At 70.7% G+C, this 24102-nt stretch carries 24 protein-coding genes; 16 read left to right on the top strand and 8 right to left on the bottom strand.

Features of this window, described 5'->3' with window-relative positions; genetic code table 11:
• Nucleotides 1-84 precede the first annotated feature (84 nt).
• Genes pheT through pheS form a run of 4 tightly spaced genes read right to left on the bottom strand, consistent with a single transcriptional unit; the run spans nucleotide 85 to nucleotide 4402 of the window.
• Nucleotides 85-2511: a phenylalanine--tRNA ligase subunit beta gene (gene pheT / locus G407_RS0105960; protein WP_029030083.1), complete on the bottom strand. Its 2427-nt coding sequence runs from the start codon at nucleotides 2509-2511 to the stop codon at nucleotides 85-87.
• 35 nt (nucleotides 2512-2546) lie between these two features.
• The gene (locus tag G407_RS30230) at nucleotides 2547-3008 is read right to left on the bottom strand and encodes a hypothetical protein (protein ID WP_052341005.1); all 462 of its coding nucleotides are present in this window, start codon (nucleotides 3006-3008) and stop codon (nucleotides 2547-2549) included.
• Complete coding sequence (locus G407_RS26010; protein ID WP_043539031.1) at nucleotides 3005-3280, bottom strand: hypothetical protein; 276 nt, start codon at nucleotides 3278-3280, stop codon at nucleotides 3005-3007. The genes G407_RS30230 and G407_RS26010 overlap by 4 nt, the downstream gene beginning before the upstream one ends.
• A 39-nt stretch (nucleotides 3281-3319) precedes the next feature.
• Complete coding sequence (gene pheS, locus G407_RS0105975) at nucleotides 3320-4402, bottom strand: phenylalanine--tRNA ligase subunit alpha (protein ID WP_029030084.1); 1083 nt, start codon at nucleotides 4400-4402, stop codon at nucleotides 3320-3322.
• A 240-nt stretch (nucleotides 4403-4642) separates the two neighbouring features.
• Here pheS and ykgO point away from each other — a divergent pair, with 240 nt between their 5' ends.
• The 3 genes from ykgO (at nucleotide 4643) to G407_RS26015 (ending at nucleotide 6624) form a co-directional block, all read left to right on the top strand.
• A complete protein-coding gene (ykgO, locus tag G407_RS0105980) occupies nucleotides 4643-4768 on the top strand; it encodes a type B 50S ribosomal protein L36 (protein ID WP_029030085.1) in 126 nt (41 codons plus the stop codon).
• Between the two features lie 104 nt (nucleotides 4769-4872).
• Nucleotides 4873-5475 (top strand): tetratricopeptide repeat protein, encoded by a 603-nt coding sequence (locus G407_RS0105985; protein WP_029030086.1) that lies wholly within the window; start codon nucleotides 4873-4875, stop codon nucleotides 5473-5475.
• Between the two features lie 159 nt (nucleotides 5476-5634).
• A complete protein-coding gene (locus G407_RS26015) occupies nucleotides 5635-6624 on the top strand; it encodes an Abi family protein (RefSeq protein ID WP_043539033.1) in 990 nt (329 codons plus the stop codon).
• Between the two features lie 64 nt (nucleotides 6625-6688).
• On the opposite strand, the gene G407_RS26020 is transcribed toward G407_RS26015, so the two are convergent.
• Nucleotides 6689-7030: a hypothetical protein gene (locus G407_RS26020; protein ID WP_043539035.1), complete on the bottom strand. Its 342-nt coding sequence runs from the start codon at nucleotides 7028-7030 to the stop codon at nucleotides 6689-6691.
• Nucleotides 7031-7185: 155 nt separating this feature from the next.
• On the opposite strand from G407_RS26020, the gene G407_RS0106000 reads away from it, so the two are divergent.
• Nucleotides 7186-7425, top strand: coding sequence for a helix-turn-helix domain-containing protein (locus tag G407_RS0106000; protein WP_029030087.1), 240 nt, complete (start codon nucleotides 7186-7188; stop codon nucleotides 7423-7425).
• Here the strand turns inward: G407_RS0106000 and G407_RS0106005 are convergent.
• Nucleotides 7397-7588: a YqaE/Pmp3 family membrane protein gene (locus G407_RS0106005; RefSeq protein WP_029030088.1), complete on the bottom strand. Its 192-nt coding sequence runs from the start codon at nucleotides 7586-7588 to the stop codon at nucleotides 7397-7399. The two genes, G407_RS0106000 and G407_RS0106005, sit on opposite strands and share 29 nt — an antisense overlap.
• Before the next feature lie 172 nt (nucleotides 7589-7760).
• On the opposite strand from G407_RS0106005, the gene G407_RS26025 reads away from it, so the two are divergent.
• The 4 genes from G407_RS26025 (at nucleotide 7761) to G407_RS26035 (ending at nucleotide 11540) form a co-directional block, all read left to right on the top strand.
• Nucleotides 7761-8744, top strand: coding sequence for a sulfurtransferase (locus G407_RS26025; RefSeq protein WP_052341006.1), 984 nt, complete (start codon nucleotides 7761-7763; stop codon nucleotides 8742-8744).
• Nucleotides 8745-8829: 85 nt separating this feature from the next.
• Nucleotides 8830-9954 (top strand): YeeE/YedE thiosulfate transporter family protein, encoded by a 1125-nt coding sequence (locus G407_RS26030; RefSeq protein WP_052341007.1) that lies wholly within the window; start codon nucleotides 8830-8832, stop codon nucleotides 9952-9954.
• Nucleotides 9955-9971: 17 nt separating this feature from the next.
• Nucleotides 9972-10142 carry a hypothetical protein gene (locus G407_RS32005; protein WP_169728762.1) on the top strand — a complete coding sequence of 57 codons (171 nt, stop codon included), beginning with the start codon at nucleotides 9972-9974 and terminating at the stop codon, nucleotides 10140-10142.
• Between the two features lie 294 nt (nucleotides 10143-10436).
• Nucleotides 10437-11540 (top strand): crotonase/enoyl-CoA hydratase family protein, encoded by a 1104-nt coding sequence (locus G407_RS26035; RefSeq protein ID WP_245259025.1) that lies wholly within the window; start codon nucleotides 10437-10439, stop codon nucleotides 11538-11540.
• Nucleotides 11541-11570: 30 nt separating this feature from the next.
• Here the strand turns inward: G407_RS26035 and G407_RS0106030 are convergent, their stop codons facing one another.
• Entirely contained in the window at nucleotides 11571-12740 is a 1170-nt protein-coding gene (locus tag G407_RS0106030; RefSeq protein ID WP_029030089.1) for a M20 aminoacylase family protein, read from the bottom strand.
• Nucleotides 12741-13136: 396 nt separating this feature from the next.
• Here G407_RS0106030 and G407_RS0106035 point away from each other — a divergent pair, with 396 nt between their 5' ends.
• The 8 genes from G407_RS0106035 to G407_RS0106070 all read left to right on the top strand — a co-directional run bounded on the left by G407_RS0106035 (nucleotide 13137) and on the right by G407_RS0106070 (nucleotide 22748).
• Nucleotides 13137-14732, top strand: a complete 1596-nt coding sequence (locus tag G407_RS0106035; RefSeq protein WP_029030090.1) for an ABC transporter substrate-binding protein — start codon at nucleotides 13137-13139, stop codon at nucleotides 14730-14732.
• A 69-nt stretch (nucleotides 14733-14801) separates the two neighbouring features.
• Nucleotides 14802-15782, top strand: a complete 981-nt coding sequence (locus G407_RS0106040) for an ABC transporter permease (RefSeq protein ID WP_029030091.1) — start codon at nucleotides 14802-14804, stop codon at nucleotides 15780-15782.
• Between the two features lie 62 nt (nucleotides 15783-15844).
• The gene (locus G407_RS0106045) at nucleotides 15845-16768 is read left to right on the top strand and encodes an ABC transporter permease (protein ID WP_029030092.1); all 924 of its coding nucleotides are present in this window, start codon (nucleotides 15845-15847) and stop codon (nucleotides 16766-16768) included.
• Nucleotides 16769-16923: 155 nt separating this feature from the next.
• On the top strand, nucleotides 16924-18525 hold the full coding sequence (locus tag G407_RS0106050; RefSeq protein WP_029030093.1) for an ABC transporter substrate-binding protein: 1602 nt from the start codon (nucleotides 16924-16926) through the stop codon (nucleotides 18523-18525).
• 70 nt (nucleotides 18526-18595) lie between these two features.
• Nucleotides 18596-19576 carry an ABC transporter permease gene (locus G407_RS0106055; RefSeq protein ID WP_029030094.1) on the top strand — a complete coding sequence of 327 codons (981 nt, stop codon included), beginning with the start codon at nucleotides 18596-18598 and terminating at the stop codon, nucleotides 19574-19576.
• 11 nt (nucleotides 19577-19587) lie between these two features.
• Nucleotides 19588-20595 carry an ABC transporter permease gene (locus G407_RS0106060; protein ID WP_052341008.1) on the top strand — a complete coding sequence of 336 codons (1008 nt, stop codon included), beginning with the start codon at nucleotides 19588-19590 and terminating at the stop codon, nucleotides 20593-20595.
• A gap of 114 nt (nucleotides 20596-20709) precedes the next feature.
• Nucleotides 20710-21747 carry an ABC transporter ATP-binding protein gene (locus tag G407_RS26040; protein ID WP_084327342.1) on the top strand — a complete coding sequence of 346 codons (1038 nt, stop codon included), beginning with the start codon at nucleotides 20710-20712 and terminating at the stop codon, nucleotides 21745-21747.
• Nucleotides 21744-22748: an ABC transporter ATP-binding protein gene (locus tag G407_RS0106070; protein WP_029030096.1), complete on the top strand. Its 1005-nt coding sequence runs from the start codon at nucleotides 21744-21746 to the stop codon at nucleotides 22746-22748. Before G407_RS26040 ends, G407_RS0106070 begins: the two co-directional genes overlap by 4 nt.
• Before the next feature lie 15 nt (nucleotides 22749-22763).
• On the opposite strand, the gene G407_RS0106075 is transcribed toward G407_RS0106070, so the two are convergent.
• Entirely contained in the window at nucleotides 22764-23972 is a 1209-nt protein-coding gene (locus tag G407_RS0106075; protein WP_029030097.1) for a hypothetical protein, read from the bottom strand.
• Nucleotides 23973-24102 lie beyond the last annotated feature (130 nt).

The following is a 24102-nucleotide window of genomic DNA, read 5'->3' on the forward strand; positions in this document are numbered from 1 at the left end:
ACCGCAGGCGCCGCCGCCGCGCGAGCGGAAAGCTGCACGTCCTCGTTCGGCATCCCGCCGGCGTCCGCCCTCCGCTCCAGCGGCTCACGTCCTCAGGACGGCGCCCGTCTTCTTGCCCACCTCGCCGACAATCTTCTGCGAGATCGCCTCGATCTCGGCATCCGTCAGCGTCTTCTCGCGCGGCTGGAGGGTCACGGCGACGGCGACCGACTTCTTGCCGGCCTCGACGCGCTCGCCCTCGTAGACGTCGAAGACGGCGACGTCGGCCACGAGCGCCTTCTCGGCGCCCTGCGCCGCGCGCACGATCGCCGCCGCCTCGACGCCCGCGTCGACCACGAAGGCGAAGTCGCGGGTCAGCGGCTGGAAGCCCGAGAGCGCGAGCGGCGGCTTCACCTTGGTCGGCTTCGCCTTCGGCGCAGGCAGCGTCTCGAGGTCGATCTCGAAGGCGACGATCGGCCCCTTGGCGTCGAGCGCCTTCAGGACGGAGGGGTGCAGCTCGCCGAAATGGCCGAACACCGCCTTGGGCCCGAGCTGGATGCGGCCGGATCGCCCGGGATGCATCCAGTCCGGCCCGCCGGCGACGATCTGGAGCGCGCCGACCGGCATGCCGAGGGCGGCGAGGAGCGCCAGCGCGTCGGCCTTGGCGTCGAACACGTCGACCGTGCGCGCACCGCCGTCCCAGTGCCGCCCCGACCCTTCGAGCCGCGCCGTGCCGCGCCGCACGGCGGCGGCGCGCATGGTCTGGCCCGCGGGCGTGTCGTCGCGGAAGCACTGGCCGACCTCGAACAGCGCCACGTCCGGATAGCCGCGATCGGCGTTGCGCTGCGCGGCACGGATCAGCCCCGGCAGCAGCGAGGGACGCATGTCGGAGAGGTCCGACGCGATGGGGTTCGCCACCTCGAGCGACGGGTCGCCGCCGCCGAAGAGCAGTGCCTGCTCCTTGGCGATGAAGGACCAGGTCACGGCCTCGAGCAGGCCGCGTGCCGCGAGGGTGCGCTTGGCCGTGCGCGTGCGCTTCTGCACGAGGGTGAGCACGGGCTTGGCGATACCGCGGTCGCGGGCTAGCGGGCGCGCGTCGATCCGGTCGATGCCGGCGATCCGTACGATCTCCTCGACGAGATCCGCCTTGCCCTCGATGTCGGGACGCCAGGAGGGCGGCAGCACCTTCACCGCGTCGCCCGCTCCGGTGCCCGACAGGTGGAAGCCGAGCTCCTGGAGGATCACCTTCGCCTCCGCCTGGGGCACGTCGAGGCCCGAGAGCCGCTTCGTCTCGCTCCACGGGAAGGTGATGATGCGGCTCGTGTCCGGAATGGCGCCCGCGAGCACGCGCGTCGAGGCCTCGCCGCCGCACAGGTCCAGCACGAGCCGCGTCGCGGCGTCGAGCCCGGGCAGCGTGTCGTTGGGGTCGACGCCGCGCTCGAAGCGATAGCGCGCGTCGGTGACGATGCCGAGCCGGCGGCCCGTGCGCGCGATGTCGCGCGGATCCCACAGGGCGGATTCGATCAGCACGTTGGTCGTGCCCTCGTCGCAGCCGGTGTGCTCGCCGCCCATGATGCCGCCGATCGATTCGGGGCCGTTCTCGTCCGCGATGACGACGACGCTCTCGTCGAGCGCGTAGGTACGCCCGTCGAGCGCGAGCAGGCTCTCGCCGGCGCGCGCCTTGCGCACGACGAGGTCGCCGCGCACCTTGTCCGCGTCGAAGACGTGCAGCGGGCGGCCGCGGTCGAAGGTCATGTAGTTCGTGATGTCGACGAGCGCGTTGATCGGGCGCAGGCCGATCGCCTTCAGCCGCCGCTGCATCCAGGCGGGGGAGGGGCCGTTGCGGACGCCGCGCACGAGCCGCAAGGCGAAGGCCGGGCACAGGTGCTCCTCGCCGGGCAGGTCGCGCTCGACCCGCACGGGCAGCTCGAACGCGCCCTCGAGCGCCGGCTCCGGTGCGCGCTTCAGGGCGCCGAGGCCGACGGCGGCGAGATCGCGGGCGATGCCGTGCACCGAGGCGCAGTCCGAGCGGTTCGGCGTCAGCCCGATCTCGATCACGGCGTCGTCGAGGCCCGCATAGGCCGCGAAGGCCTGGCCCGTGGGCGCCTCCTGCGGCAGGTCGATGATGCCGTCGTGGTCCTCCGAGAGGCCGAGCTCGGCCTCCGAGCAGAGCATGCCCGCGCTCTCGACGCCGCGGATGACGCCGACGCCGAGCGTGATGTCCTTGCCCGGGATGTAGGTGCCGGGCGGGGCGAAGACGCTCTTCATGCCCGCCCGCGCGTTCGGTGCGCCGCAGACGACCTGGATCGGCGGCGCGCCGTCGCCGACGTCGACCGTGCAGACCCGCAGCCGGTCGGCGTTGGGGTGCTGCTCGGCGGTGAGCACGGAGGCGATCCGGTAGGGCGCGAGCGCCTTCGCCTTGTCCTCCACGGCCTCCACCTCGAGGCCGATGCGGGTGAGCGTCTCGGCGACCACGTCGAGGGAGGCGGCGGTCTCGAGATGCTCCTCGAGCCAGGAGAGGGTGAGCTTCATCGGTCGGGTCCGTTCGTGTCGCGGGCGGCGCCGGTTCAGGGCCGGGGCTTGAAGAGGAGGCGGGCGGCGAGGTCGAGGCGGATGGCGGCGGGGACGGTGGCGAGTGCGGCGATGCCGCGTTCCGCGAGCTCGACAGCGGTCACCGCCTCCTCGCGGGTGAAAGAGCGGCTCGGGTCGTAGTCCGCAAGGTGACGCAGTTCCTGGAGCGCGATGAAAATGCTCGCGAACTGCCGCACGCCGTCGTGCGACGCCTGCACCTCCGGGCGCCGCATCACGTCCTTGACGAAGGCGTGCTGAACCGCTCGATACGTGAGCAGCCAAGCGTCCGTCGAGGCTTTCGTCCGGCCGATCAGGGCGTTGGCGGCCATGCGCGCGGCGGCGTGGAACACCGCATAGTACGCCGTGCTGACGGCCCGCTTCAGGAGCGCCTGGCGAGGGCTGGTTCTGCGGCGCCGAAGCATGTGCTCCGCGGCGCCGATCAGCTCCTGGGGCGTCATCGCCGACCCTCCGGCTCCGGGAAGCGGTGCTGGAGATAGGGGATCCGGTCGTCGTTTCGGCCGCGCACGGTGTCCCAGATCTCGTTCATCGCCAGCAGCGCCGCGTCCGCGTCGAGCTTCGGCTCACCGAGCCGATACTTCGCCGAGACGAAGATCGCCGGGTCGCCGTCGTGGTCTCGGCCGGAGACGACCTCCGCCGTCTCGAAGCCGAAGGGCCCGAGATGCCTGCGCAGGATGGGCTCGACGAGCCGCCTGATCTCCTCGTCCGTCATGACCTCGCCTCCCGCGCGCGATCGTCGCGCGTGCGCGCCTCAGCTCGACAGCCCGCCGGCCAGCGTCGGCAGGTCGAGCGGGCGGAAGCCGTAGTGCTCGATCCAGCGCTTGTCGGCCTCGAACATGTCGCGCAGGTCGGGGATGCCGTACTTGAGCATGGCGATGCGGTCGATGCCCATGCCCCAGGCGAAGCCTTGGTACACGTCCGGATCGAGACCGCAATTGCGCAGCACGTTGGGATGCACCATCCCGCAGCCGAGGATCTCGAGCCAGTCGTTGCCCTCGCCGAAGCGGATCTCCCCGCCCGAGCGGTCGCACTGGATGTCGACCTCCGCCGAGACCTCGGTGAAGGGGAAGAAGGACGGGCGCAGGCGCATCTTGACGTTGTCGATCTCGAAGAACGCCTTGCAGAACTCCTCGATGATCCACTTCAGGTTCGCGAGCGTCGCGCTCTTGTCGATCACGAGCCCCTCGACCTGGTGGAACATCGGCGTGTGGGTCTGGTCGGAATCGTGGCGGTACGTCCGTCCGGGGATGATCACCCGGATCGGCGGCTCGACGCTCTCCATGGTGCGGATCTGCACCGGCGAGGTGTGGGTGCGCAGGAGCTTGCGCTCGCCGCGCGCGTCCTCGCGCATGAAGAACGTGTCGTGCATCTCCCGGGCGGGGTGGCCCTCGGGGAAGTTCAAGGCCGTGAAGTTGTAGTAGTCGGTCTCGACGTCCGGCCCCTCCGCGATCGAGAAGCCCATGTCGGAGAAGATCGCCACGAGCTCGTCGATCACCTGGCTGATCGGGTGGATGCGCCCGCGCGCCTCGGGGCTCTCGCGGACCGGCAGGGTGACGTCGACGCGCTCGGCGGCGAGGCGCTCGGCGAGCGCCGCCTCCTCGAGCTTCACCTTGCGCGCGGCGATCGCGCCCTGGACGGCGTCGCGCAGGCCGTTGATCTGCGGGCCGAGCGTCTTGCGCTCGTCGGGCGTCATGCCGCCCAGCGATTTCAGCCGCTCGGAGACGACGCCCTTCTTGCCGAGCGCGAACACGCGCACGCCCTCGAGCGCGGCTTCGTCGGTCGCGGCCTCGATGCGGGCGAGGATGTCGCGTTCGAGCTCGGTCAGGTCGGTCATCGGTCCCTCGGCGGTTTCGCGCGTCGCGCTGATCAAGCGCCTGGAGGGCGGGGCGTCAAGTGCCGGATGCGCCCGCGCGGGCGTTGACCAGCGGGCGCGTTTTGGGTATTGCCCCCATCAACGTCACGCGGGCGCCGCGTGCGGGTGGTCCTCGCGTCCCTGACGTCGCCTCCGGCGATTCGGGCGTTCGAGGCGGCCGCAGGCGGCGTCGGGCGCGAAGCGCGCCGAGGAGAGCCTACCATGAAGATCCGCAACTCGCTGAAGTCCCTGCGCACGCGCCACCGCGACAACCGCATCGTGCGCCGCAAGGGCCGCGTCTACATCATCAACAAGACGCAGAAGCGCTTCAAGGCCCGCCAGGGCTGAGGACGCGACGCCGCGCCGCGAGCGCAGCCCCGCCGCTTTCCGCCGCAGGCGGACGGCGGGACGACGCGATTGACGACACGTGCCGGATGAGGCGATCATCCGGCATGCGTCGTTTTCGTGCCACGCTTCTCGCCTGCGGCGTCGCCGCCGCGCTCGTCGCGGCGGTCCCCCGTGCGCACGCCGAGGGGCCGGAAGCCGGCGGGTCCCGCGCGGCCGAGCCCGCGCCGGACGGGCGCGTCGACCAGCTCTTCGCACGTCTCGCCCGCACCGAGAGCGCAGCGGAGGCGCGCGGCGTGGCGCTCCTCATCCAGCGGCGCTGGCTCGAATCCGGCTCGCCCACGGCGGACCTGCTGATGGACCGCGCCCGCGAGGCGATGCGCGCCCGCGATCCCGCGCTCGCCATCGAGCTGATCGACCGCATCCTCGTTATCGAGCCGGGCTGGGCCGAGGCGTGGAACCGCCGGGCGATCGCCTTCACCATGCTCGACGACCCGGCATCGGCGATCGCCGACATCTACCGCGTCGTGTCCCTCGAGCCCCGTCATTTCGCCGCCTGGGCCGGGCTCGGGAACCTGCTGATGCAGGCCGGCGACGAGCGCGGCGCGCTCGAGAGCTTCGAGCGTGCGCTCGCCATCCACCCGCACCTGCCGCGTATCGAGACGATCGTCGGGCGGCTGTCGCGGGAGGTGGACGGGGTCGACCTCTGAACCCTCCGGGTCCCCGGCGGCGACCGGCGTCGCGCGCGCCCAATCGACTTGACCGGCGGTGGCCGAGCAATTAGATATTGGCAGTCATGGCCGGCCCCTCTGATGCGCAAGCTCAAGGGTCGGTCTTCTTTTTTGACCGGCCTCTGGTAGAAGGGCGAGATGCTCTACACCAAGCCGTACCTGGCCGTCGATGATCAGCTCCAGAAGCTGAAAGCCCGCGGGCTCGCAGTTTCGGACGACGGTCGAGCTACGGCGTATCTCCAGCGCATCGGGTACTATCGCTTGAGCGGGTACTGGTACCCGCTGAGGACGTCACGTCGTGCGGGCGAAGAGGGTGCGCAGGGCTCGGCGGTCGGTGACGATTTCAAGCCGGGAGCCGAGTTCGGTCAGGTCGTGGACCTGTACGTTTTCGACAAGAAGCTCAGGCTCGCCATGCTCGACGCGATCGAGCGCGTCGAAGTGGGCGTAAGAACGAGCATCGTCCTGCACATGGGTCGGAGAGACCCGTGGTCGCATCGAGATCCCGGCCTCCTCGACGGGCTGTTCGCCCGGCGCGTCGACCGCCGAACCGGACTTGTTCCCCACCAGGCTTGGCTACGCAAGCTCGACGAAGTCGCTGCTCGATCCGACGAGCAGTTCGCCAAGCATTTCCGGGCGAAATACCCCGGCGAGCTGATGCCGATCTGGATCGCGGCCGAGCTGTGGGATTTCGGAATGCTCACGCGCTTCTACGCCGGCATGCGACACCCCGACAAGGCTGAAGTGGCCGCAGCTTATGGCTTGAATGATCCGCTGGTGATGGTCTCCTGGCTGCAAGCCATCAATTACCTGCGAAATCTCTGTGCGCATCATGGACGCGTCTGGAATCGTGCCCTCGTTCGTCAGCCGCGGTTTCCGAAGCGGGGCGCCGTCCGGATGCTCGATCACCTCGCGGACGATTGCCATCGCCAGACGCGCCTCTATGGAACCGCGGCTGCGATCCGTTTCCTGCTTCGCACGCTCAACCCCTCCACGAGGTGGCCGGAGCGGCTTGCCGCCGTCCTGCAGACCCTCCCGTGCTCTCCGTATCTCGATGTGAGGCAGTCGGGCTTCTTTCCCGGCTGGGAGGAGCATGATCTCTGGTGCATGTGGGATGACGCCGTCGCCTGAGGACAGTGGTACTCGGTCAGAACGCTGCCGCCTCGCATCGCATCACCATCGCTCCACCTCGGCCTCACCCCACCTCCCGCGGCCCGATCGCGTCGATGAGCGCATCGCGGGCCTCGCGGCGACGGGCGATGTCGGTGCGCAGCGTGTCGCGGGTGGAGCGGTTCGATCCGTAGAGCACGATCCCGATCAGGATCGCCGAGACGCTGAGCACGAAGGCGAGGCCGCCCAGGCGCAGGAAGCCGAGGAAGGCCGCGGCCAGGATCACGATGCCGGCGAAGACGCCCGCCCGGGCGACGAGCATGATCTTGCCGCAGCGCTCGGCGCTCTCCTCGAGCGCCGCGATCTCCACCTCGAGCCGCTCGATGCGTCCGCGCGGGTCCTCGCGAGAGTCCTCGATCGTGCGCATGCCGCCCCTGCTCCCCGGCTCCCGCGGTCCGTCCGGGCCACTGGATAGACCAGCCGCGCGCGGCGGTCGAGCGCGGGTCGGGCGCGCGGCTGCCCGGTCAGCGCCGCTCGAGCTTCGCGCGCGAGGATCGCGCTCGGACACGGCTGGACGAGACGATGCTGACCTGTGGGATGATCAAGGCGGGGCGCGACCTCGTGGGCTGGACGCAGGCCGACCTCGCGGCCCGCGCGGGCGTCTCGCTGCCGACGATCCAGCGCATGGAGGACCCGACCCGCGGGCCGCTGCGCTCCAGCGCGGCGAACGTCGAGCGCGTCCGCGGCGCCTTCGCGCAGGGCGGACTCGCCTTCGCGCTGGACGACGCGCGGATCACGATCTCGCTCGTTGTTCCGCGCTAGGCCCGTACTTCGCGATCACCCAGACCGCATGGATGATCCCCGGGATGTAGCCGAGGATCGTCAGCAGGATGTTGAGCCAGAAGGGGCCGCGCAGGCCGACCTGCAGGAAGACGCCGAGCGGCGGCAGCAGGACGGCGATGAGGATTCGCAGGAAGTCGGCCATGGGAGCTGTGTTCCGTCTTCTCGTGACAGGGTCTCGCCGAGAGAACGGGACCCGCGGCAAGGCGGTTCCGGCGCTCAAACACGGTAGGAAATGTGAAATAATAGAATTAGCGTGACAACGCGGGAATAGGCGCCTATATACGGCGCCAACGTCGCTTCCCGAGGAGGTCCGCATGACCGCCCACACGCTCAGCTTCTCCGTCGCCGCACGCGCCGCCACTGCCGGCGTCGCGCTCCTGGCCGGCACGGCGCTCGCCGCACCCGCCTTCGCGCAGGAAGGGTGGGACAGGCTCGTCGATCCCGCGCGGCTCGCCGCGCTCGAGGAGACCGTCGATCCCGTCGTCCTCGACATCCGCGCCGCGGCGGCGTTCGCGCAGGGGCACATCCCCGGCGCCGTCAACGCGCCCTACACGCAATGGCGCGGGCCCACCGACAATCCCGGCGCGCTGCCGGAGCCGGCGCTCCTCTCCGTCCTCGTCGGCGAGAGCGGCATCGACGAGGAGACGCCGGTCGTCGTCGTGCATCAGGGAGCGGACTCCTCCGATTTCGGCTCCGCCGCGCGGGTCTACTGGACGCTGAAGTCGCTCGGCGTCGAGCGCATTGCCATCCTCAACGGCGGCGTCGGCGGCTGGGTCGCCTCCGGGCGCGGGCTGTCGACGGAGCCGGTCCGCCCGGACCCGACGATCTTCGAGGCAGTCCTCTCCGACACCTGGCGGGCGAGCGCCCAGGAGATCGAGGCCTCGATCGAGAGCGGCGACGCCACGCTCGTCGACGCGCGGCCCGAGCCCTTCTTCCGCGGCGAGCTCTGGCACGGCGCCGCGGCCCGGCCCGGGACGCTGCCGACGGCGGAGAATTTCAGCCACGCCTCCTGGTTCGTCGACGGCGGCCCGCTCGTCGTCGACGTCGAGCGCGCCCGCGCGATCGCGCAGAGCGCCGGCCTCGCGGACGGCGCGACGCTCGTCTCCTTCTGCAACACGGGCCACTGGGCGGCGACGAACTGGTTCGCGCTCTCCGAGCTCGCGGGTATCGAGGGGGTGAAGCTCTACCCCGAGAGCGTGGTCGAGTGGTCGAACGCCGGCCGTGCGCTCGACAACGAGCCCGGCCGCGTCGAGTGGTTCCTGATGTCGACGCGCCAGTGGCTGGCGAGCGTGCTCTGAGGCACCGGCTGCGCCGATACGCGAAGACAGCAACGGCCCGCCGTCCGTCGGCGGGCCGCACCGTTCTCACGACAAGGACCCTCCGATGCTCCTCACGCGCACGGGCCTCGTCCTCCTCGCCCTCGTCGTCGCCGCGTTCCTCGCGCTGTTCGTGGGCCTGCGCTTCGCCATTCTCTTCCTCGTCGGCGTCGGCTTCGGCCTGACGCTCGAGGGCCTGCGGTTCGGCTTCGCCGGGCCGTGGAAGGCGCTCGTCGTGCGCCGCGACGGGCGGGGCGTGATGGCGCAGCTCCTCGCCATCGGGCTCACGGCCGCCGTCGCCCTGCCGCTGCTGGCGGCGGCGCCGGGCGAGCTGATGGGCGCGCACGCGCCCGTCGGTGCGGCGATGATCGCCGGCGCCTTCGTCTTCGGCGCCTGCATGCAGATCGTCATGGGCTGCGGCTCGGGCACGCTCGTCAACGCCGGCTCGGGCAATGCGCTGGGCGCGCTCGCGCTCCTCTTCTTCATCGTCGGCTCGTTCCTGGGCACGCTGCATCTCGCCTGGTGGACGAACCTCGCCTCGCTCCCCGTGCTCACGCTCTCGGGCCTGCTCGGGGCCGAGGGTGCGCTCGCGGCGACGCTGGCGGGCCTCGCGGCGGTGGCGGTCGTCGTGGGTCTGCGGGCGGAGAAGGGCGCGCGCCTTCCGCAGGGGCGGCTCTTCCTCGCGGCCGCGCTGCTGGCCGCTCTTGCGATCCTCAACCTCGTCGTCGCCGGCCAGCCCTGGGGCATCGTCTACGGGCTCGGCCTGTGGGGCGCCAAGGTCGCGACGGCCGCGGGCGCGGACCTGTCCCAGACGGCGTTCTGGGCCGGGCCCGGCAACGCCGAGCGCCTGGCCTCCTCGATCCTCACCGACGTGACCTCGCTCACCAATCTCGGCCTCGTCGCCGGCGCCTTCATCGCCGCGCGCTGGCGCCGGGTGATGGACCCGCCGCCGGCCCGCCCCGCGGCGCGGCTCGTCGGCGGGATCGTGGTGGCGGCGCTGCTGATGGGCTACGCCTCGCGGCTCGCCTTCGGCTGCAACGTCGGCGCCTTCTTCTCGGGCATCGCCACGGGCTCGCTGCACGGCTGGGCGTGGTTCGCGGCGGCCTTCGCCGGCTCGATCCTGGGTGTCCGGCTTCTCGCCTGGCTGCAGGCCGCGCCGCGGCGGGCCGCCGGGCTCGAGCCGGCGCGGTGAGAGGGGAGGGCTCCGCCATGCCGCAGCGTCGCACCGTCGGGCTCGCGCTGATCGCCGCGATCGCGCTCCTCGTCGCCCTCGACATCGGGGCGAGCCGCCCCCTCGACCCGTTCCGCGCGCCGCCGCCCGCCGCGCTCGGATCGGGCGCCGCGCCGTCCGGCGCGCATTGCGCCGCAGCACCCGGCTGAGCGCGACAATTCCGCGCAGACGCGGCGCACTGCCCGCGGGATCTTCGTGCGTCGCCACGCTTCCCAGGCCGGGGCAGGGATAAGCGGGCATTGCGCTCTACGGGGAATTACGCATTTCGTTTGACAAGCAGCGGCCGGCAGCTTTCAATTGCCTCGGTGGTCTGGGCACGCACGATTAACCCTAACGAAACCTTTCCGCGTTCGATCGCATTCGAGCGGTTTCCCTTCGAGCCCGCCTATGGTTAGTTGCGGGCGGACGGACGGAGAGGCGCCCTGGACGGGGCGATCACCGAGATGAGGCAGATCATGGATTTCCGCGCGGTGCTCGGCGGCGCCGAGCCCATCGGTGAGCTTTTCGAGGCTCTCGAGCAACGTGAGGGACGTGACGGCCGCGATCTGCCGATCGCCCGTGGCTCCTGGCGCCGGCCGGCGGCCGATCGACGCCTCTCCCCGCTCGAGGCGCTCGACGGGCTGAAAGCCGCCGCGGGGCTGCCGGCCCACCTGCGGGTCGGCACCGAGCGCTTCGAGGAGGTGTCGGTCCGGCTCGATCCGAAGAGCGAGACCTACTGGTGCACGATGGCTCCGACGGGCCGTCCGTCGTACACGCCAGGCTTGCTGCGCGGGCTGCAGGCGATGCAGCGTTCGCTGGTTTCCCTGTTCGCCGACACGCCCGACGGTGGAGTGCCGCCGTTCCGCTACTTCGTGGTCGGATCGAGCCACCCAGGCGTGTTCAACCTGGGCGGCGATCTCGCCCTGTTCGGCGCCTGCATCAAGGCCGGCGACCGCGCCGGGCTCTCCGCCTATGCGCGCTCGTGCATCGAGGTCGTCTACGCCAATCACGAGAACTACGGCCTGCCGATCGTCACGATCGGGCTCGTCCAGGGGGACGCGCTCGGCGGCGGGTTCGAGGCGGCGCTGTCGTGCGACGTCGTCGTCGCGGAGCGCGGCACGAAGTGCGGCTTCCCCGAGGTCCTGTTCAACCTCTTCCCGGGCATGGGCGCCTACTCGTTCCTCTCGCGCAAGCTGCCCGGCGCGGCGATGCGCGAGATGATCGAGAGCGGCCGGCTCTACGACGCGGAGGAGCTCGCCGAACTCGGCCTCGTCGACGTCCTCGCGGACCCGGGCGAGGGGGCGGCCGCGGTCGAGGCGTACGTCGCCCGCAACTGCAAGCGCCACAACGCGCACGCGGCGATGTACGCGGCCGCGCGTCGGGCCCGGCCGCTGCCGTTCGTGGAGATGGTGGACATCGTCGAGATGTGGGTCGACGCCGCCATGTCGCTGGGCGCCGCCGACCTGCGCAAGATGGAGCGGCTCGTCGCCGCCCAGGACCGCCGCCGCGCGCAGGCCGCCGGCCACGGGTCGGGCGTCGGTCGCGGGACCGCCGGCGCCATCGCCTGAGCGCGGCGGGCGCCGGCCCCCGGCCGCGCGTCAGGAGGCGGGCATCGCCGTCTCGACCAGCTTCGCCCACAGCGAGACGCCGTAGGGAATCGCCGCGTCGTTGAAGTCGTAGGCGGGGTGGTGGACGCCGGCGGTGTCGCCGTTGCCCATGAAGATGTAGGCGCCGGGCCGGGTCTCCAGCATGTAGGAGAAGTCCTCCGCACCCATCAGCGGCGCGATCCCGAGATCCACGGATCGCTCGCCCCCGATCGCCTCGGCGACGCGGGCGAGGAAGTCCGTCTCCTCCGGGTCGTTCTTCGTGACGGGGTAGCCGCGGCGGTAGTCCACGCGGCCCGTCGCGCCGTGCGCGGCGCAGATGCTTTCGACCACCTGCCGGATGCGCGTCTCGCACAGGTCGCGCACGTCCTCGTCGAGGGTGCGGGTCGTGCCCTTGAGGTGCGCCGTCTGCGGGATGACGTTGTAGGTGTCGCCCGTGCGGATCATGCAGATCGAGATCACTGCGCTCTTCAAGGGGTCGACGTTGCGCGCGACGATCGCCTGGAGCGCGGTGACGAGCTGGGAGACCACGAGCGCCGTGTCGATGCACTCGTGCGGGCGCGCCGCGTGGCCGCCCTTGCCCTCGACATGGATGTCGAAGTGATCGGCCGCCGCCATCAGCGGGCCGGGTCGCAGCGCGAAGGCGCCGACGGGCACGCCCGGCATGTTGTGCAGGCCGTAGACCTTCTGGATGCCGAAGCGCTCCATCATGCCGTCCTTCACCATGGCGTCGCCACCGCCGCCGCCTTCCTCCGCCGGCTGGAAGATCATCACCGCCGTGCCGTCGAAGTTGCGCGTCTCGGCGAGGTACTTCGCGGCGCCCAGCAGGATCGCCGTGTGGCCGTCGTGGCCGCAGGCGTGCATCTTGCCGGGCGTCCTCGAGGCGTGCGGCAGGCCCGTGGCCTCGTCGATCGGCAGGGCGTCCATGTCCGCGCGGATGCCGATCACGCGGCCGCTCCCGGAAGCGCGGCCCTTGATCACCGCGACGACGCCGGTGCGGCCGATCCCCTCCACGACCTCGTCGCAGCCGAAGTCGCGGCACTTCTGCGCGACGATGCCGGCCGTGCGGTGGACGTCGTAGAGCAGCTCCGGATTCTCGTGGAAGTCGCGGCGCCAGACGCCGATCTCGTCGGCCATCTCGGCGACGCGGTTGATCACGGGCATGGGATCGTTCCTCGGTGCGAGGCCGACGCCGCGCATACCGAGTGGTGCGCACGGACGACGGCGGGTCGGGCACGAGACAAGCAGAGGGGTGCTCCCCGGGTCAATCGGAGCAATGGCCGCGTTCACGCTGGGCGATCGTGCACATCGCCTCGCGGGAGGGCACATCGCGCGTGCGCGATTGCACAAGCCACCTGCGCAAGCCCGCGAGCCGCGCCCGATCCGCGGCGGCATCAGCGTCGCGCGCCGTGTGCCGCTTCGTGAAAAGGCGGCGCGCCACCTATGGACCGCGGCGCGAGCGGCGCACTAGGATGCGGTCGAGCCGGCGCCGCTCTCGGGGCCGTGCACGATCACGAGGCCCGCGCCAGACGGGCCCGTTCCAGTGGAGAACGACCGCTCATGACCCATCGCACCTCAGTCCTGGCCCTGGCGTCGGCCGCGTTGCTCGGCGCGACGGCGCTCGGCGCGCAGGCCGCGACCCTGCGCTACGCGAACCAGGGCGACCTCAAGTCGCTCGATCCCTATACGCTCAACGAGACGACCGCGAATGCGCATCTCGGCCACGTCTACGAGGGCCTGACCAAGCGCGGCAAGGATCTCGCCATCGAGCCCGGCCTGGCCGAGAGCTGGGAGATCCTCGACGACGGCAAGCGCTGGCGCTTCAAGCTCCGCGAGGGCGTGACCTTCCAGAACGGCAATCCGTTCACCGCCGACGACGTGCTGTTCTCCGCCGACCGCGTGCGCGCCTCCGGCTCCAACTTCCAGACCCGCGTTCCCGCCGACGCCACCTTCGTCAAGATCGACGACCACACCGTCGACGTGGTGCTCCAGACCCCCAACCCGATCCTGAACGCCCAGTGGGACACCTGGTACATCATGGATCAGGAATGGGCCCAGGAGTTCGGCGCCGAGATGCCGACGCCGGCGTCCGCCGAGACGCCGAGCCACGCCGCGCTCAACGCCAACGGCACCGGGCCCTTCAGCATCACCGTGCACGAGCCGGGCATCCGCACCGTGTTCACGGCCAACCCCACTTGGTGGGACGAGCCCGAGCACAATCTCGACGAGATCGTGTTCACGCCGATCGCATCCGACGCCACGCGCGTCGCGGCGCTGCTCTCGGGCGAGGTCGACGTGATCGAGCCGGTGCCGGTGCAGGACATCGAGCGCGTGCGCGCCTCCGACCGGGCCGACGTGCTCACCGGCCCGGAGCTGCGCACCATCTTCCTCGGCTTCGACCAGGACCGCGACGAGCTGCTCTACTCGAACGTCGAGGGCGAGAACCCCTTCAAGGACGTGCGCGTCCGCGAGGCGTTCATGCGCGCGATCGACGCCGACCTGATCCGCGACCGGGTCATGCGCGGCCTGTCGACGCCGTCGGCGCTGATGATCGCCCCCGAGCTGTTCGCCCATTCCGATGAGTTCGAGCGTCCGGCCTACGACCCCGAGCGCGCCCGCGAGCTCCTGGCCGAGGCCGGCTATCCGGACGGCTTCGAGGTCGGCATGGACTGCCCGAACGACCGCTACGTCAACGACGAGGCGATCTGCCAGGGCGTCGTGTCCATGCTCGCGCGCGTCGGCGTGACCGTGAACCTCAACGCTCAGCCCAAGGCGCAGTACTTCGCCAAGGTGCTCAAGTCCGGCGGATACGACACCTCGTTCTACCTGCTCGGCTGGACGCCGGGCACGTTCGACTCGCACAACGTGCTCAACGACCTGCACGGCTGCCGCGCCGAAGGCTCGCCGCGCGGCGAGACTAATCTCGGCGGCTATTGCAACGAGGCGGTCGACGAGCTGATCGAGCAGATCCTGGTCGAATCCGACGAGGAGAAGCGCAACGACCTGATCAAGCAGGCCTACGAGATCACCACGGGCGAGTTCGCCTACGTCCCGCTGCACCAGCAGGCGCTGGCCTGGGGCGTCGCGGACGGCGTCGAGCTCGTCCAGCGTGCCGACAACCAGGTACTCCTGTACTGGGCCCGCAAGGGCGACTGATCGCCCGATCCCGTCACGGGCGGCGGCGGAGCGTTCCTCCTCCGCCGCCGCTCTTCTCGAAACGGTCCCATGCTCGCCTTCATCATCCGCCGCGTCCTGCAGGCGATCGGTGTGCTCGTCGCAGTCGGCCTGATCGCCTTCTCGATGTTCCGCTTCGCCGGCGATCCGATCAACCAGCTCGTCTCCCTCGACACACCCGCCGCGGAGCGCGAGGCGCTGCGCGACGCGCTCGGCCTCGACGACCCGGTGCCGGCGCAGTTCCTCCGCTACATGGTCGAGGCGGTCCAGTTCGACTTCGGCATCTCCTACCAGTTCCGCCAGCCGGTCTCGGACATGCTGGCGAGCCGCGCCCCTGCGACGCTGGAGCTCGCGATCGTCGCGACGATCTTCGCCATGGTCGTGGGCATCCTGATGGGCGTCTACTCGGCCTTGCGGCGCGACAGCGCGCTGGCCAAGCTGCTGCAGGCGGTGTCCCTGATCGGGATCTCGCTGCCGACCTTCCTCATCGGCATCCTCTTGATCTACGTCTTCTCGGTCTCGCTGGGCTGGCTGCCCTCCTTCGGGCGCGGCGAGGTGGTGCGGATCGGAGGCTGGACGACCGGTCTCCTCACCGCGTCGGGCTGGGCGGCGATCATCATGCCGGCGATCACGCTCGGCCTGTTCCAGATGACGCTGATCATGCGCCTCGTGCGCGCCGAGATGCTGGAGGTGCTGCGCGCCGACTACATCCGCTTCGCTCGCGCCCGCGGCCTGACCGACCGGGCGATCAACTTCGGCCACGCCTTGAAGAACACGCTGATCCCCGTGATCACGGTGGCCGGCCTCCAGTTCGGCTCGGTGGTCGCCTTCGCCATCATCACCGAGACGGTGTTCCAGTGGCCGGGCATGGGGCTGCTCTTCGTCCAGGCCGTGCAGAACGTCGACATCCCGATCATGGCCGCGTACCTGATGTTCGTCGGCGCGATCTTCGTGGTGATCAACCTTGTCGTCGACATCCTCTACACCGTCGTCGATCCGCGCCTGCGCAGCTCGCTGCGCGCGCCGACCTGAGGAGCGCGCCCGTGCAGAACCCCGCTCCCGCCAACGACCTCGAGACGGAGGAGAAGGCGGCGATCGACCGCCAGCCCTCGCTCCTGTTCCGCGCCCTCGACAGCGACGTCGTGGCGAGCTTCGTGCGCTCGAAGCTGACCATCGCCGCCGCGGTCGTCACCGTCGCCTTCCTCCTGCTCGCGATCTTCGCCGGCGTGGTCTCGCCGCAGAACCCGTTCGACCCGGCGGAGCTCGACCTGTTCAACTCGCGCCTGCCGCCGATCTGGGCGGACTTGGGCACGGCGCCCTACCTGCTCGGGACCGACGAGCAGGGCCGCGACCTGTTTTCGGCCATCGCCTACGGGCTGCGGATCTCGCTGGCCGTCGGCTTCCTCGGCGTCCTCCTCGCCGCCGGCATCGGCATCACGCTGGGCCTGCTCGCCGGCTATCTCGGCGGCATCGTCGACACGGTGGTGATGCGCGTCGCCGACGTGCAGCTGACCTTCCCCGCGATCCTGATCGCGCTCCTCGTCGACGGCGTGGCGAAGTCGGTGCTCGGCGGCCAGCTCGACGAGGGGACGATCCTCGTCGTGCTCGTCCTCGCCATCGGGCTCTCGTTCTGGGTGCAGTACGCCCGGACCGTGCGCGGATCGGTGATGGTGGAGAAGAACAAGGACTACATCGCCGCGGCCAAGCTGATCGGGCTGCCCGCGCCGGTGATCATGGCGCGCCACGTCCTGCCCAACGTGATGGGGCCGGTGCTCGTCATCGCGACGATCAACCTCGCGCTCGCGGTCATCACCGAGGCGACGCTGTCCTTCCTCGGCTCGGGCATGCCGGAGACGATGCCGTCGCTGGGCACGCTGATCCGGATCGGGAACAATTACCTGTTCTCGGGGGAGTGGTGGATCGTCGCCTTCCCGGGCATCGCGCTGGCCATGCTCGTGCTCGCGATCAACCTGCTCGGGGACTGGTTGCGAGATGCGCTCAATCCGAAGCTGCGGTGAGCGCGCCGTGCGTGGAAAGGTCGACGGTGATGGGCGAATTCCCCGGCCAATTGTGCCGAGCGCCCGTGACAACACGACAACCGGCCTTCTATGATCCGCGCCATCGGCCGCGGCGCGCACGGAAGAACGCGCCGGGCCACCACCAGGAGAGGACGATGTCAGCCACTCGCACCACGCTCGCCGCCGTATTGCTCGGGGCGACCTTCTTCACCGCGGCCTCGGCCGACGCCCAGACGCTGCGCTGGGCGCGCGTCGGCGACGCGCTCACGATGGACCCGCACGCACAGAACGAAGGGCCGACGCACGCCCTCAACCACCACATCTACGAGACGCTCGTCGGCCGCGACCAGGCGGGCGAGATGATCGGCGTGCTCGCCACCGACTGGCGCATCGACCCGGAGAACGAGAACGCCTGGATCTTCGACCTGCGCGAGGGCGTCAGCTTCCACAACGGGAATCCCTTCACCGCCGACGACGTGGTGTTCTCGATCGAGCGCGCCACCTCGCCGACCTCGGACATGAAGGGCCTGCACTCGACGGTGACGGGCGCGGAGAAGATCGACGACTACACGGTCCGCATCGTGTCCTCGGGGCCGAACCCGCTCCTGCCGAACAACCTCACCAACACGTTCATCATGGACGAGGAGTGGTCGGTCGAGAACGACGTCGTCGAGCCGCAGGACTTCGACGCCGGCCAGGAGACCTACGCCGTGCGCAACGCCAACGGCACCGGCCCCTACGTTCTCGCCGCGCGCGAGGCCGAGGTGCGCACGGTGATGCGCCGCAACGAGGACTACTGGGCGATCGACGAGCTCCCCGTCGGCCCCGCCGAGATCGTCTACACGCCCATCAGCGAGGCGGCGACGCGCGTCGCGGCGCTCCTGTCGGGCGAGGTCGACTTCGTCCAGGACGTGCCGGTGCAGGACATCGAGCGCCTCTCCAACGAGCCGGGCATCCGGGTCAACCTCGGCGTGGAGAACCGCACGATCTTCTTCGGCATGGACGTGGGCTCGGACGACCTCGACACCGACGACGTGGAGGGCGCCAACCCCTTCGCCGACCTGCGGGTGCGCGAGGCCATGAACATGGCGATCAACCGCGAGGGCATCGCGCAGGTCGTCATGCGCGGCCAGGCGATGCCCGCCGGCATCATCTCGCCGCCCTTCGTCAACGGCTGGACCGAGGAGCTCAACGCCTATCCCGAGCCCGACATCGCCGCCGCCCGCGCGCTGATGGCGGAGGCCGGCTACGCCGACGGCTTCACGGCGACCATGCACTGCCCGAACGACCGCTACCTGAACGACGAGGCGATCTGCCAGGCGGCGGTGGGCGCGTTCGGCCAGATCGGCATCGACGTGAACCTGGTCTCGCAGTCGCGGTCGCTGCACTTCCCGCTGATCTCGCAGGAGCCTCCGCAGACCGACCTCTACCTGCTCGGCTGGGGCGTGCCGACCTTCGACTCCGAGTACATCTTCTCGTTCCTCTACCACACGCGCGACGGCGCGAGCCTCGGCACCTGGAACCCGACGGAGTACTCGAACCCCGAGGTCGACGCGATGATCCAGTCGCTCGCGTCCGAGACCGACATCGCGGCGCGCGACGCGACGATCGCGAAGATCTGGGAGCAGGTGAAGGCGGACACCGTCTATATCCCGCTCCACACCCAGATGCTCGCCTATGCCATGCGCGAGAGCGTGGACATCCCGGTGGACGCCGAGAACCAGCCGAAGATGAAGTACATCGAGATGGCCGAGTGATCCTCGCCGCAAACGCGGGAGGCGGCATGCGCCGCCTCCCGACGCTCGCCCTCGTGACCACGGCGGATCGATGATCGCCTACATTCTCCGGAGCCTCGCGCAGGGCGTGCTCGTGCTCCTCGTCGTCGCCTTCATCGCCTTCTCCATGTTCCGCTTCGTCGGCGACCCGGTGGCGAACATGGTGGGGCAGGAGGCCTCGCTGCAGGACCGCCAGGAGCTGCGCGAGCGCCTGGGCCTCGAGCGGCCGTTCCCGATGCAGTTCGTGATCTTCATCGGCAACGCGGTGCAGGGCGACTTCGGGATCTCCTACCGCCAGGCGCGCCCGGTCTCGGACCTCATGCGCGAGCGGCTGCCGGCGACGCTCGAGCTCGCGATGCTCTCCGCGCTCTTCGCCACCGTTGCGGGCGTGGGGCTGGGCGTCTACGCTGCCATCCGGCGTGACGGCTTCCTCGCCAACACGGTGATGACGGTCTCGCTCGTGGGCGTGTCGCTGCCGACCTTCCTCATCGGCATCGGGCTGATCTACATCTTCGCGGTGGAGCTGCGCTGGCTGCCGTCCTTCGGGCGCGGGCAGACGGTCGCGATCGGCTGGTGGACGACGGGGCTCCTGACCGAATCGGGGCTCAAGTCCCTCGTCCTGCCGGTGCTGACGCTCGGCTTCTTCCAGCTCACCCTGATCATGCGCCTCGTGCGCTCGGAGATGCTCGAGGTGATGCGTGCGGACTTCATCCGCTTCGCCCGCGCCCGCGGCATCCCGGAGCGGACGATCGAGTTCCGCCACGCGCTGCGCAACACGCTCATCCCGGTCGTCACCATCGCCGGCCTGCAGCTCGGATCGATCATCGCCTTCGCGATCGTCACCGAGACGGTGTTCCAGTGGCCGGGGCTCGGCTCGCTCTTCGTCCAGGCGGTGCAGTTCGCCGACGTGCCTGTGATGGCCGCCTACCTCGTCTTCGTCGCGACGGTCTTCGTGATCATGAACCTCCTCGTCGACATCACCTACGTCGTGCTCGACCCGCGCCTGCGCGGCGGTCGCACGCTCGCCAAGTGAGGGACCGGCCCATGCCCGAGGAGACGACGGATCACGCCCGGCCGGTGGTGGACACGGCGCACGGCCCGCGGACCGGGGACGTGATCGCCACGCCGGCGGCGCGCCTGGGCGTGCTCGCCCGCGCCTGGGATTCCGACATCGCCTTTTCCTTCCGGCGCTCGCCGGTGACGATCGTCTCGGCCGCCGTCGCGCTCGTGATGATCCTCGCCGCGGTGCTGGCCCCGTGGATCACGCCGCAGGACCCGTTCGATGCGGCGAGCCTGAACATGATGGACGGCTTCACGCCGCCCGGCGAGCCCAACGCCTTCACCGGCAACGTCTACATGTTCGGCACCGACCCGCAGGGGCGCGACATGTATTCCGCCGTGCTGCACGGCGCGCGGGTGTCGCTCGTCGTGGGCCTCGCCTCCGTGGCGTTCTCGCTCACCGTGGGCGTGACGCTCGGGCTCGTCGCGGGCTATCTCGGCGGGCGCACGGAAGCGGTGATCATGCGGGTCGCCGACGTGCAGCTGTCCTTCCCGGCGATCCTGATCGCGCTGCTCGTCTTCGGCATCGCGCGGGGCGTCATCCCGCCGGCGCAGCAGGAACAGGCGACGCTGTTCGTCTTGATCTTCGCCATCGGCATCTCGAACTGGGCGCAATACGCGCGCACCGTGCGCGCGACGACGCTCGTCGAGAAGTCCAAGGTCTACGTCGACGCCGCCCGGCTGATCGGCCTCAAGCCCTTCGTGGTGATGGTCAAGCACGTCCTGCCCAACGTCACGGGGCCCGTGCTCGTGATCGCCACCATCAACCTCGCGCTCGCCATCATCGAGGAGGCGACGCTCTCCTTCCTGGGCGCCGGCATGCCGCCGACCCAGCCATCGCTGGGCACGCTGATCCGCAGCGGCCAGCAGTTCCTGTTCTCCGGCGAGTGGTGGATCCTGTTCTTCCCGGCGCTCGCGCTCGTGCTGCTCGCGCTCTCGATCAACCTGCTCGGCGACTGGCTGCGCGACGCGCTCAACCCGAAGCTGAGGTGAGATACCGATCGGCCGCACGCGTGGCCGCGACGCCGTGCCTGCGATCCCGATGCGAAGTAGTCCGATGAAACAGAGAACCGTCCTCTCGACCCCGATCCGGCGAGCCTTGATCCGATGACCGATACCGTCCTCTCCGTCCGCGACCTCCGCGTCGAGTTCCACACCCGCCGCGGCGTGCTGAAAGCCATCGACGGCGTGTCCTTCGACATCGCCAAGGGCGAGGTGCTCGGCGTCGTCGGCGAGTCGGGCGCCGGCAAGTCGGTGACCGGCTCCGCCGTGATCGGCCTGATCGACCCGCCGGGCCGAATCGCCGGCGGCGAGATCCTGCTCTCCGGCCAGCGCATCGACAACCTCCCGCCCGAGCAGATGCGCAAGGTCCGCGGCAAGCGCATCGGCATGATCTTCCAGGACCCGCTGACCTCGCTCAATCCGCTCTACAGGATCTCCGAGCAGCTGATCGAGACGATCACCACCCATACCGACCTGTCGCCGTCCCAGGCGCGCACCCGCGCGATCGAGCTTCTGGCGGAGGTCGGGATCCCCGCGCCGGACAGGCGCATCGACAGCTATCCGCACGAGTTCTCCGGCGGCATGCGCCAGCGCGTCGTCATCGCGCTCGCGCTGTGCGCGGAGCCCGAGCTGATCATCGCCGACGAGCCGACGACCGCGCTCGACGTGTCGGTCCAGGCGCAGATCATCACGCTGCTCAAGCGGCTGGGGCGCGAGCACGGCACGGCGATCATGCTCGTGACCCACGACATGGGCGTCATCGCCGAGACGGCGGACCGGGTCGCGGTGATGTATGCCGGGCGCGTCGCCGAGATCGGGCCCGTTCACGACGTGGTGCGCAACCCGCTCCATCCCTATGCCGAGGGCCTGATGGGCGCGATCCCGACGCTGGCGGGCGAGGAGGCGCGCCTCGTGCAGATCCCCGGATCGATGCCGCGGCTCACCCGCATCCCGCCGGGCTGCGCCTTCAACCCGCGCTGCGGCTACCGCTTCGGGCGCTGCACCGTCGATCGGCCCGATCCGCTCCCCTGGCGTGGCCACAAGGTCGCCTGCCATCTCTACGACCCGGCCTCCGGGCCGCATTTCCTCGGCGAGGGCCGCACCCTCGCCGCCGCCGAGAAGCACGAGGAGGCCACGGCGTGACCACACAGCCCTATGTGCGCGTGAGCGATCTCTCGCGCTCCTTCGACGTCTCGAAGCCGTGGCTCAACCGGGTGATCGAGGGCGGCGAGAAGCAGTATCTCAAGGCCGTCGACGGCGTCTCCTTCGACATCCCCAAAGGCGAGACCTTCGCGCTTGTGGGCGAGTCGGGCTCCGGCAAGTCGACCGTCGCGCGCATGGTCGTCGGCCTCCTGCCGCCCTCCCGCGGGGAGGTGACGATCGACGGCGTCTCGATGACGGACCGCAAGGCCGAGGCCGAGCGCCAGCGGCTGCGCCGCCGCATCCAGATGGTGTTCCAGGACCCCTACGCCTCGCTCAACCCGCGCTGGCGGGTCGACCGGATCGTCGCCGAGCCGATCCGCGCCTTCAAGCTGGTCGAGGGCGAGGCGGACATCCGCGCCCGGGTGGGCGAGCTGCTGACGCTGGTGGGCCTGCATCCCGACGACGGCGTCAAGTACCCGCACGAGTTCTCCGGCGGCCAGCGCCAGCGCGTGGCGATCGCCCGGGCGCTGGCCTCCGAGGCGGAGTTCCTGGTCTGCGACGAGCCGACCTCGGCGCTCGACGTCTCGGTCCAGGCCCAGATCCTCAACCTGATGCGCGACCTGCAGGACAAGTTCGGCCTGACCTACCTGTTCATCTCGCACAACCTCGCCGTCGTTCGGCACATGGCGACGCGCATCGGCGTGATGTATCTCGGCCGGATCGTGGAGATCTCGGGCGGGCGCGAGATGTTCACGAGCCCGAAGCACCCCTACACGCGCATGCTGCTGGACGCGGTGCCGGACCTCGCGATGTCCGGTCAGGAGCGTGCACCGGTCGCGGGCGAGATCCCGAACCCGATCAACCCGCCCTCGGGCTGCACCTTCAACCCGCGCTGCCCGTGGGCGAACGAGCGCTGCCTCGCGGAGCGCCCCCCGCTCGCCGACGGCGTCGCCTGTCACGCGGTGCACGAGGGGAGGCTCGCGGTGAAGAACGCGGCGTGAGGCCGGGGCGCCGCGCTATTCCGGCGTCCCACGCTTCCCCCGCCCCAGGATCGCGCCGAGGATCGCCTTGGGGCGCTGCGTGCGGAACTGGCCCCGCTCCACGGCCGCGAAGAGCAGGGCGGCGACCATCGTGCTCGTGACGAACCACATCTGCGTGTAGCTCGCGCCCACGACGAGCATCGCCAGGCCCGCGGAGAGCGCCGCGAGGGCGCCCGGGGCGACGGCCGAGTGGATGCGGGTCATGCCGAGCGCGGCGGCGGCGATCGCCGTCGCCAGGGCCGCCGCGCCGACGAGCCCGAGATCGACCCAGACCTCGAACAGGAAGGTCGCCGGCGCGCCCGGAGGGACGAGGCCGACGCTCGCGCCCCGCAGCGCCGTCTCGAAGCCGAAGCCGGTCAAGAGCCGGATCGGCTCGGCCAGGATCATGCCGCGCCAGGCGGCGAGCCCCGGCTCGAGCGGGGCGAGCGCGAGCGCCAGCGCCGGCGCGGCGAGGATCAGCCCGCCGCCGCCGAAGCCGACCAGCCGCGCGGCGAGGTGGGGCTGCGAGGCCGCCACGAGGTAGACGGCCGCGCCCGTCGCGAAGCCGGCGAAGGCGAGCGCGCTCGGCGCGAGCCCGGTCGCGATCGCCACGGCGAGCACGATCGCGACGCTCTGCAGGTCGCGCCCGCGCGAATGCAGCCACGCCGCCGCCGGCCAGACGAGGAGCGAGAGGGCCACCACGCCGCGATCGCGGGTGAGCGTCTCCTCGTCCCAGGCCGGCCGGCTCTCGGCCAGGAGCAGGCCGATGGCGACGAGCGCCGCGAGGCCGACGCCGATCGCCAGCGGGTAGAGGTTCGCCGAGCGCATGCGCACGGGCAGGGCGAGATACCCCGCCGCGCCGAGCGCGAGCGTGGCCGCGAGGTTGCCGAGGCGCTCGCCCGCCGGCGCCGCGAAGGGGGCCCAGGCCAGCGAAAGCACCGCCCACCCGAGCGCCACGAGGCCGGCGATCCCCGCGAGCCGCCCGAAGAGGGACGCAACGCCCACCGAGATGCCGCGGTGGTCGCCGTCGATGACGGCGGCGATGGCGAGGAGCGCGACGCCGATCGGCGCGAGCACGACCACGCCGCGGCGCGTGACGAGCGCCACCACCGGCAGCCCGATCATCAGGATGGCGAAGCCGAGCCGGCGCAGCAGCGCGGCCGCGTCCGCGGCGGGATCTCTTTGGGGGGAACGCTGGCGCGCCATGGTCGCGGGGGCCTGACCGGTCTAGAAGGGCTGTCGATGCGCCCGCCGCGCGGGAGACGCCCGGGCCGACGGGGCACCATAACAGACCGGCCCCGCCTGGACCTGTGCGCCGGATGCAACACATTCGCCG

This window comes from Salinarimonas rosea DSM 21201 (assembly GCF_000429045.1).
Classification (GTDB): Bacteria; Pseudomonadota; Alphaproteobacteria; order Rhizobiales; family Beijerinckiaceae; genus Salinarimonas; species Salinarimonas rosea.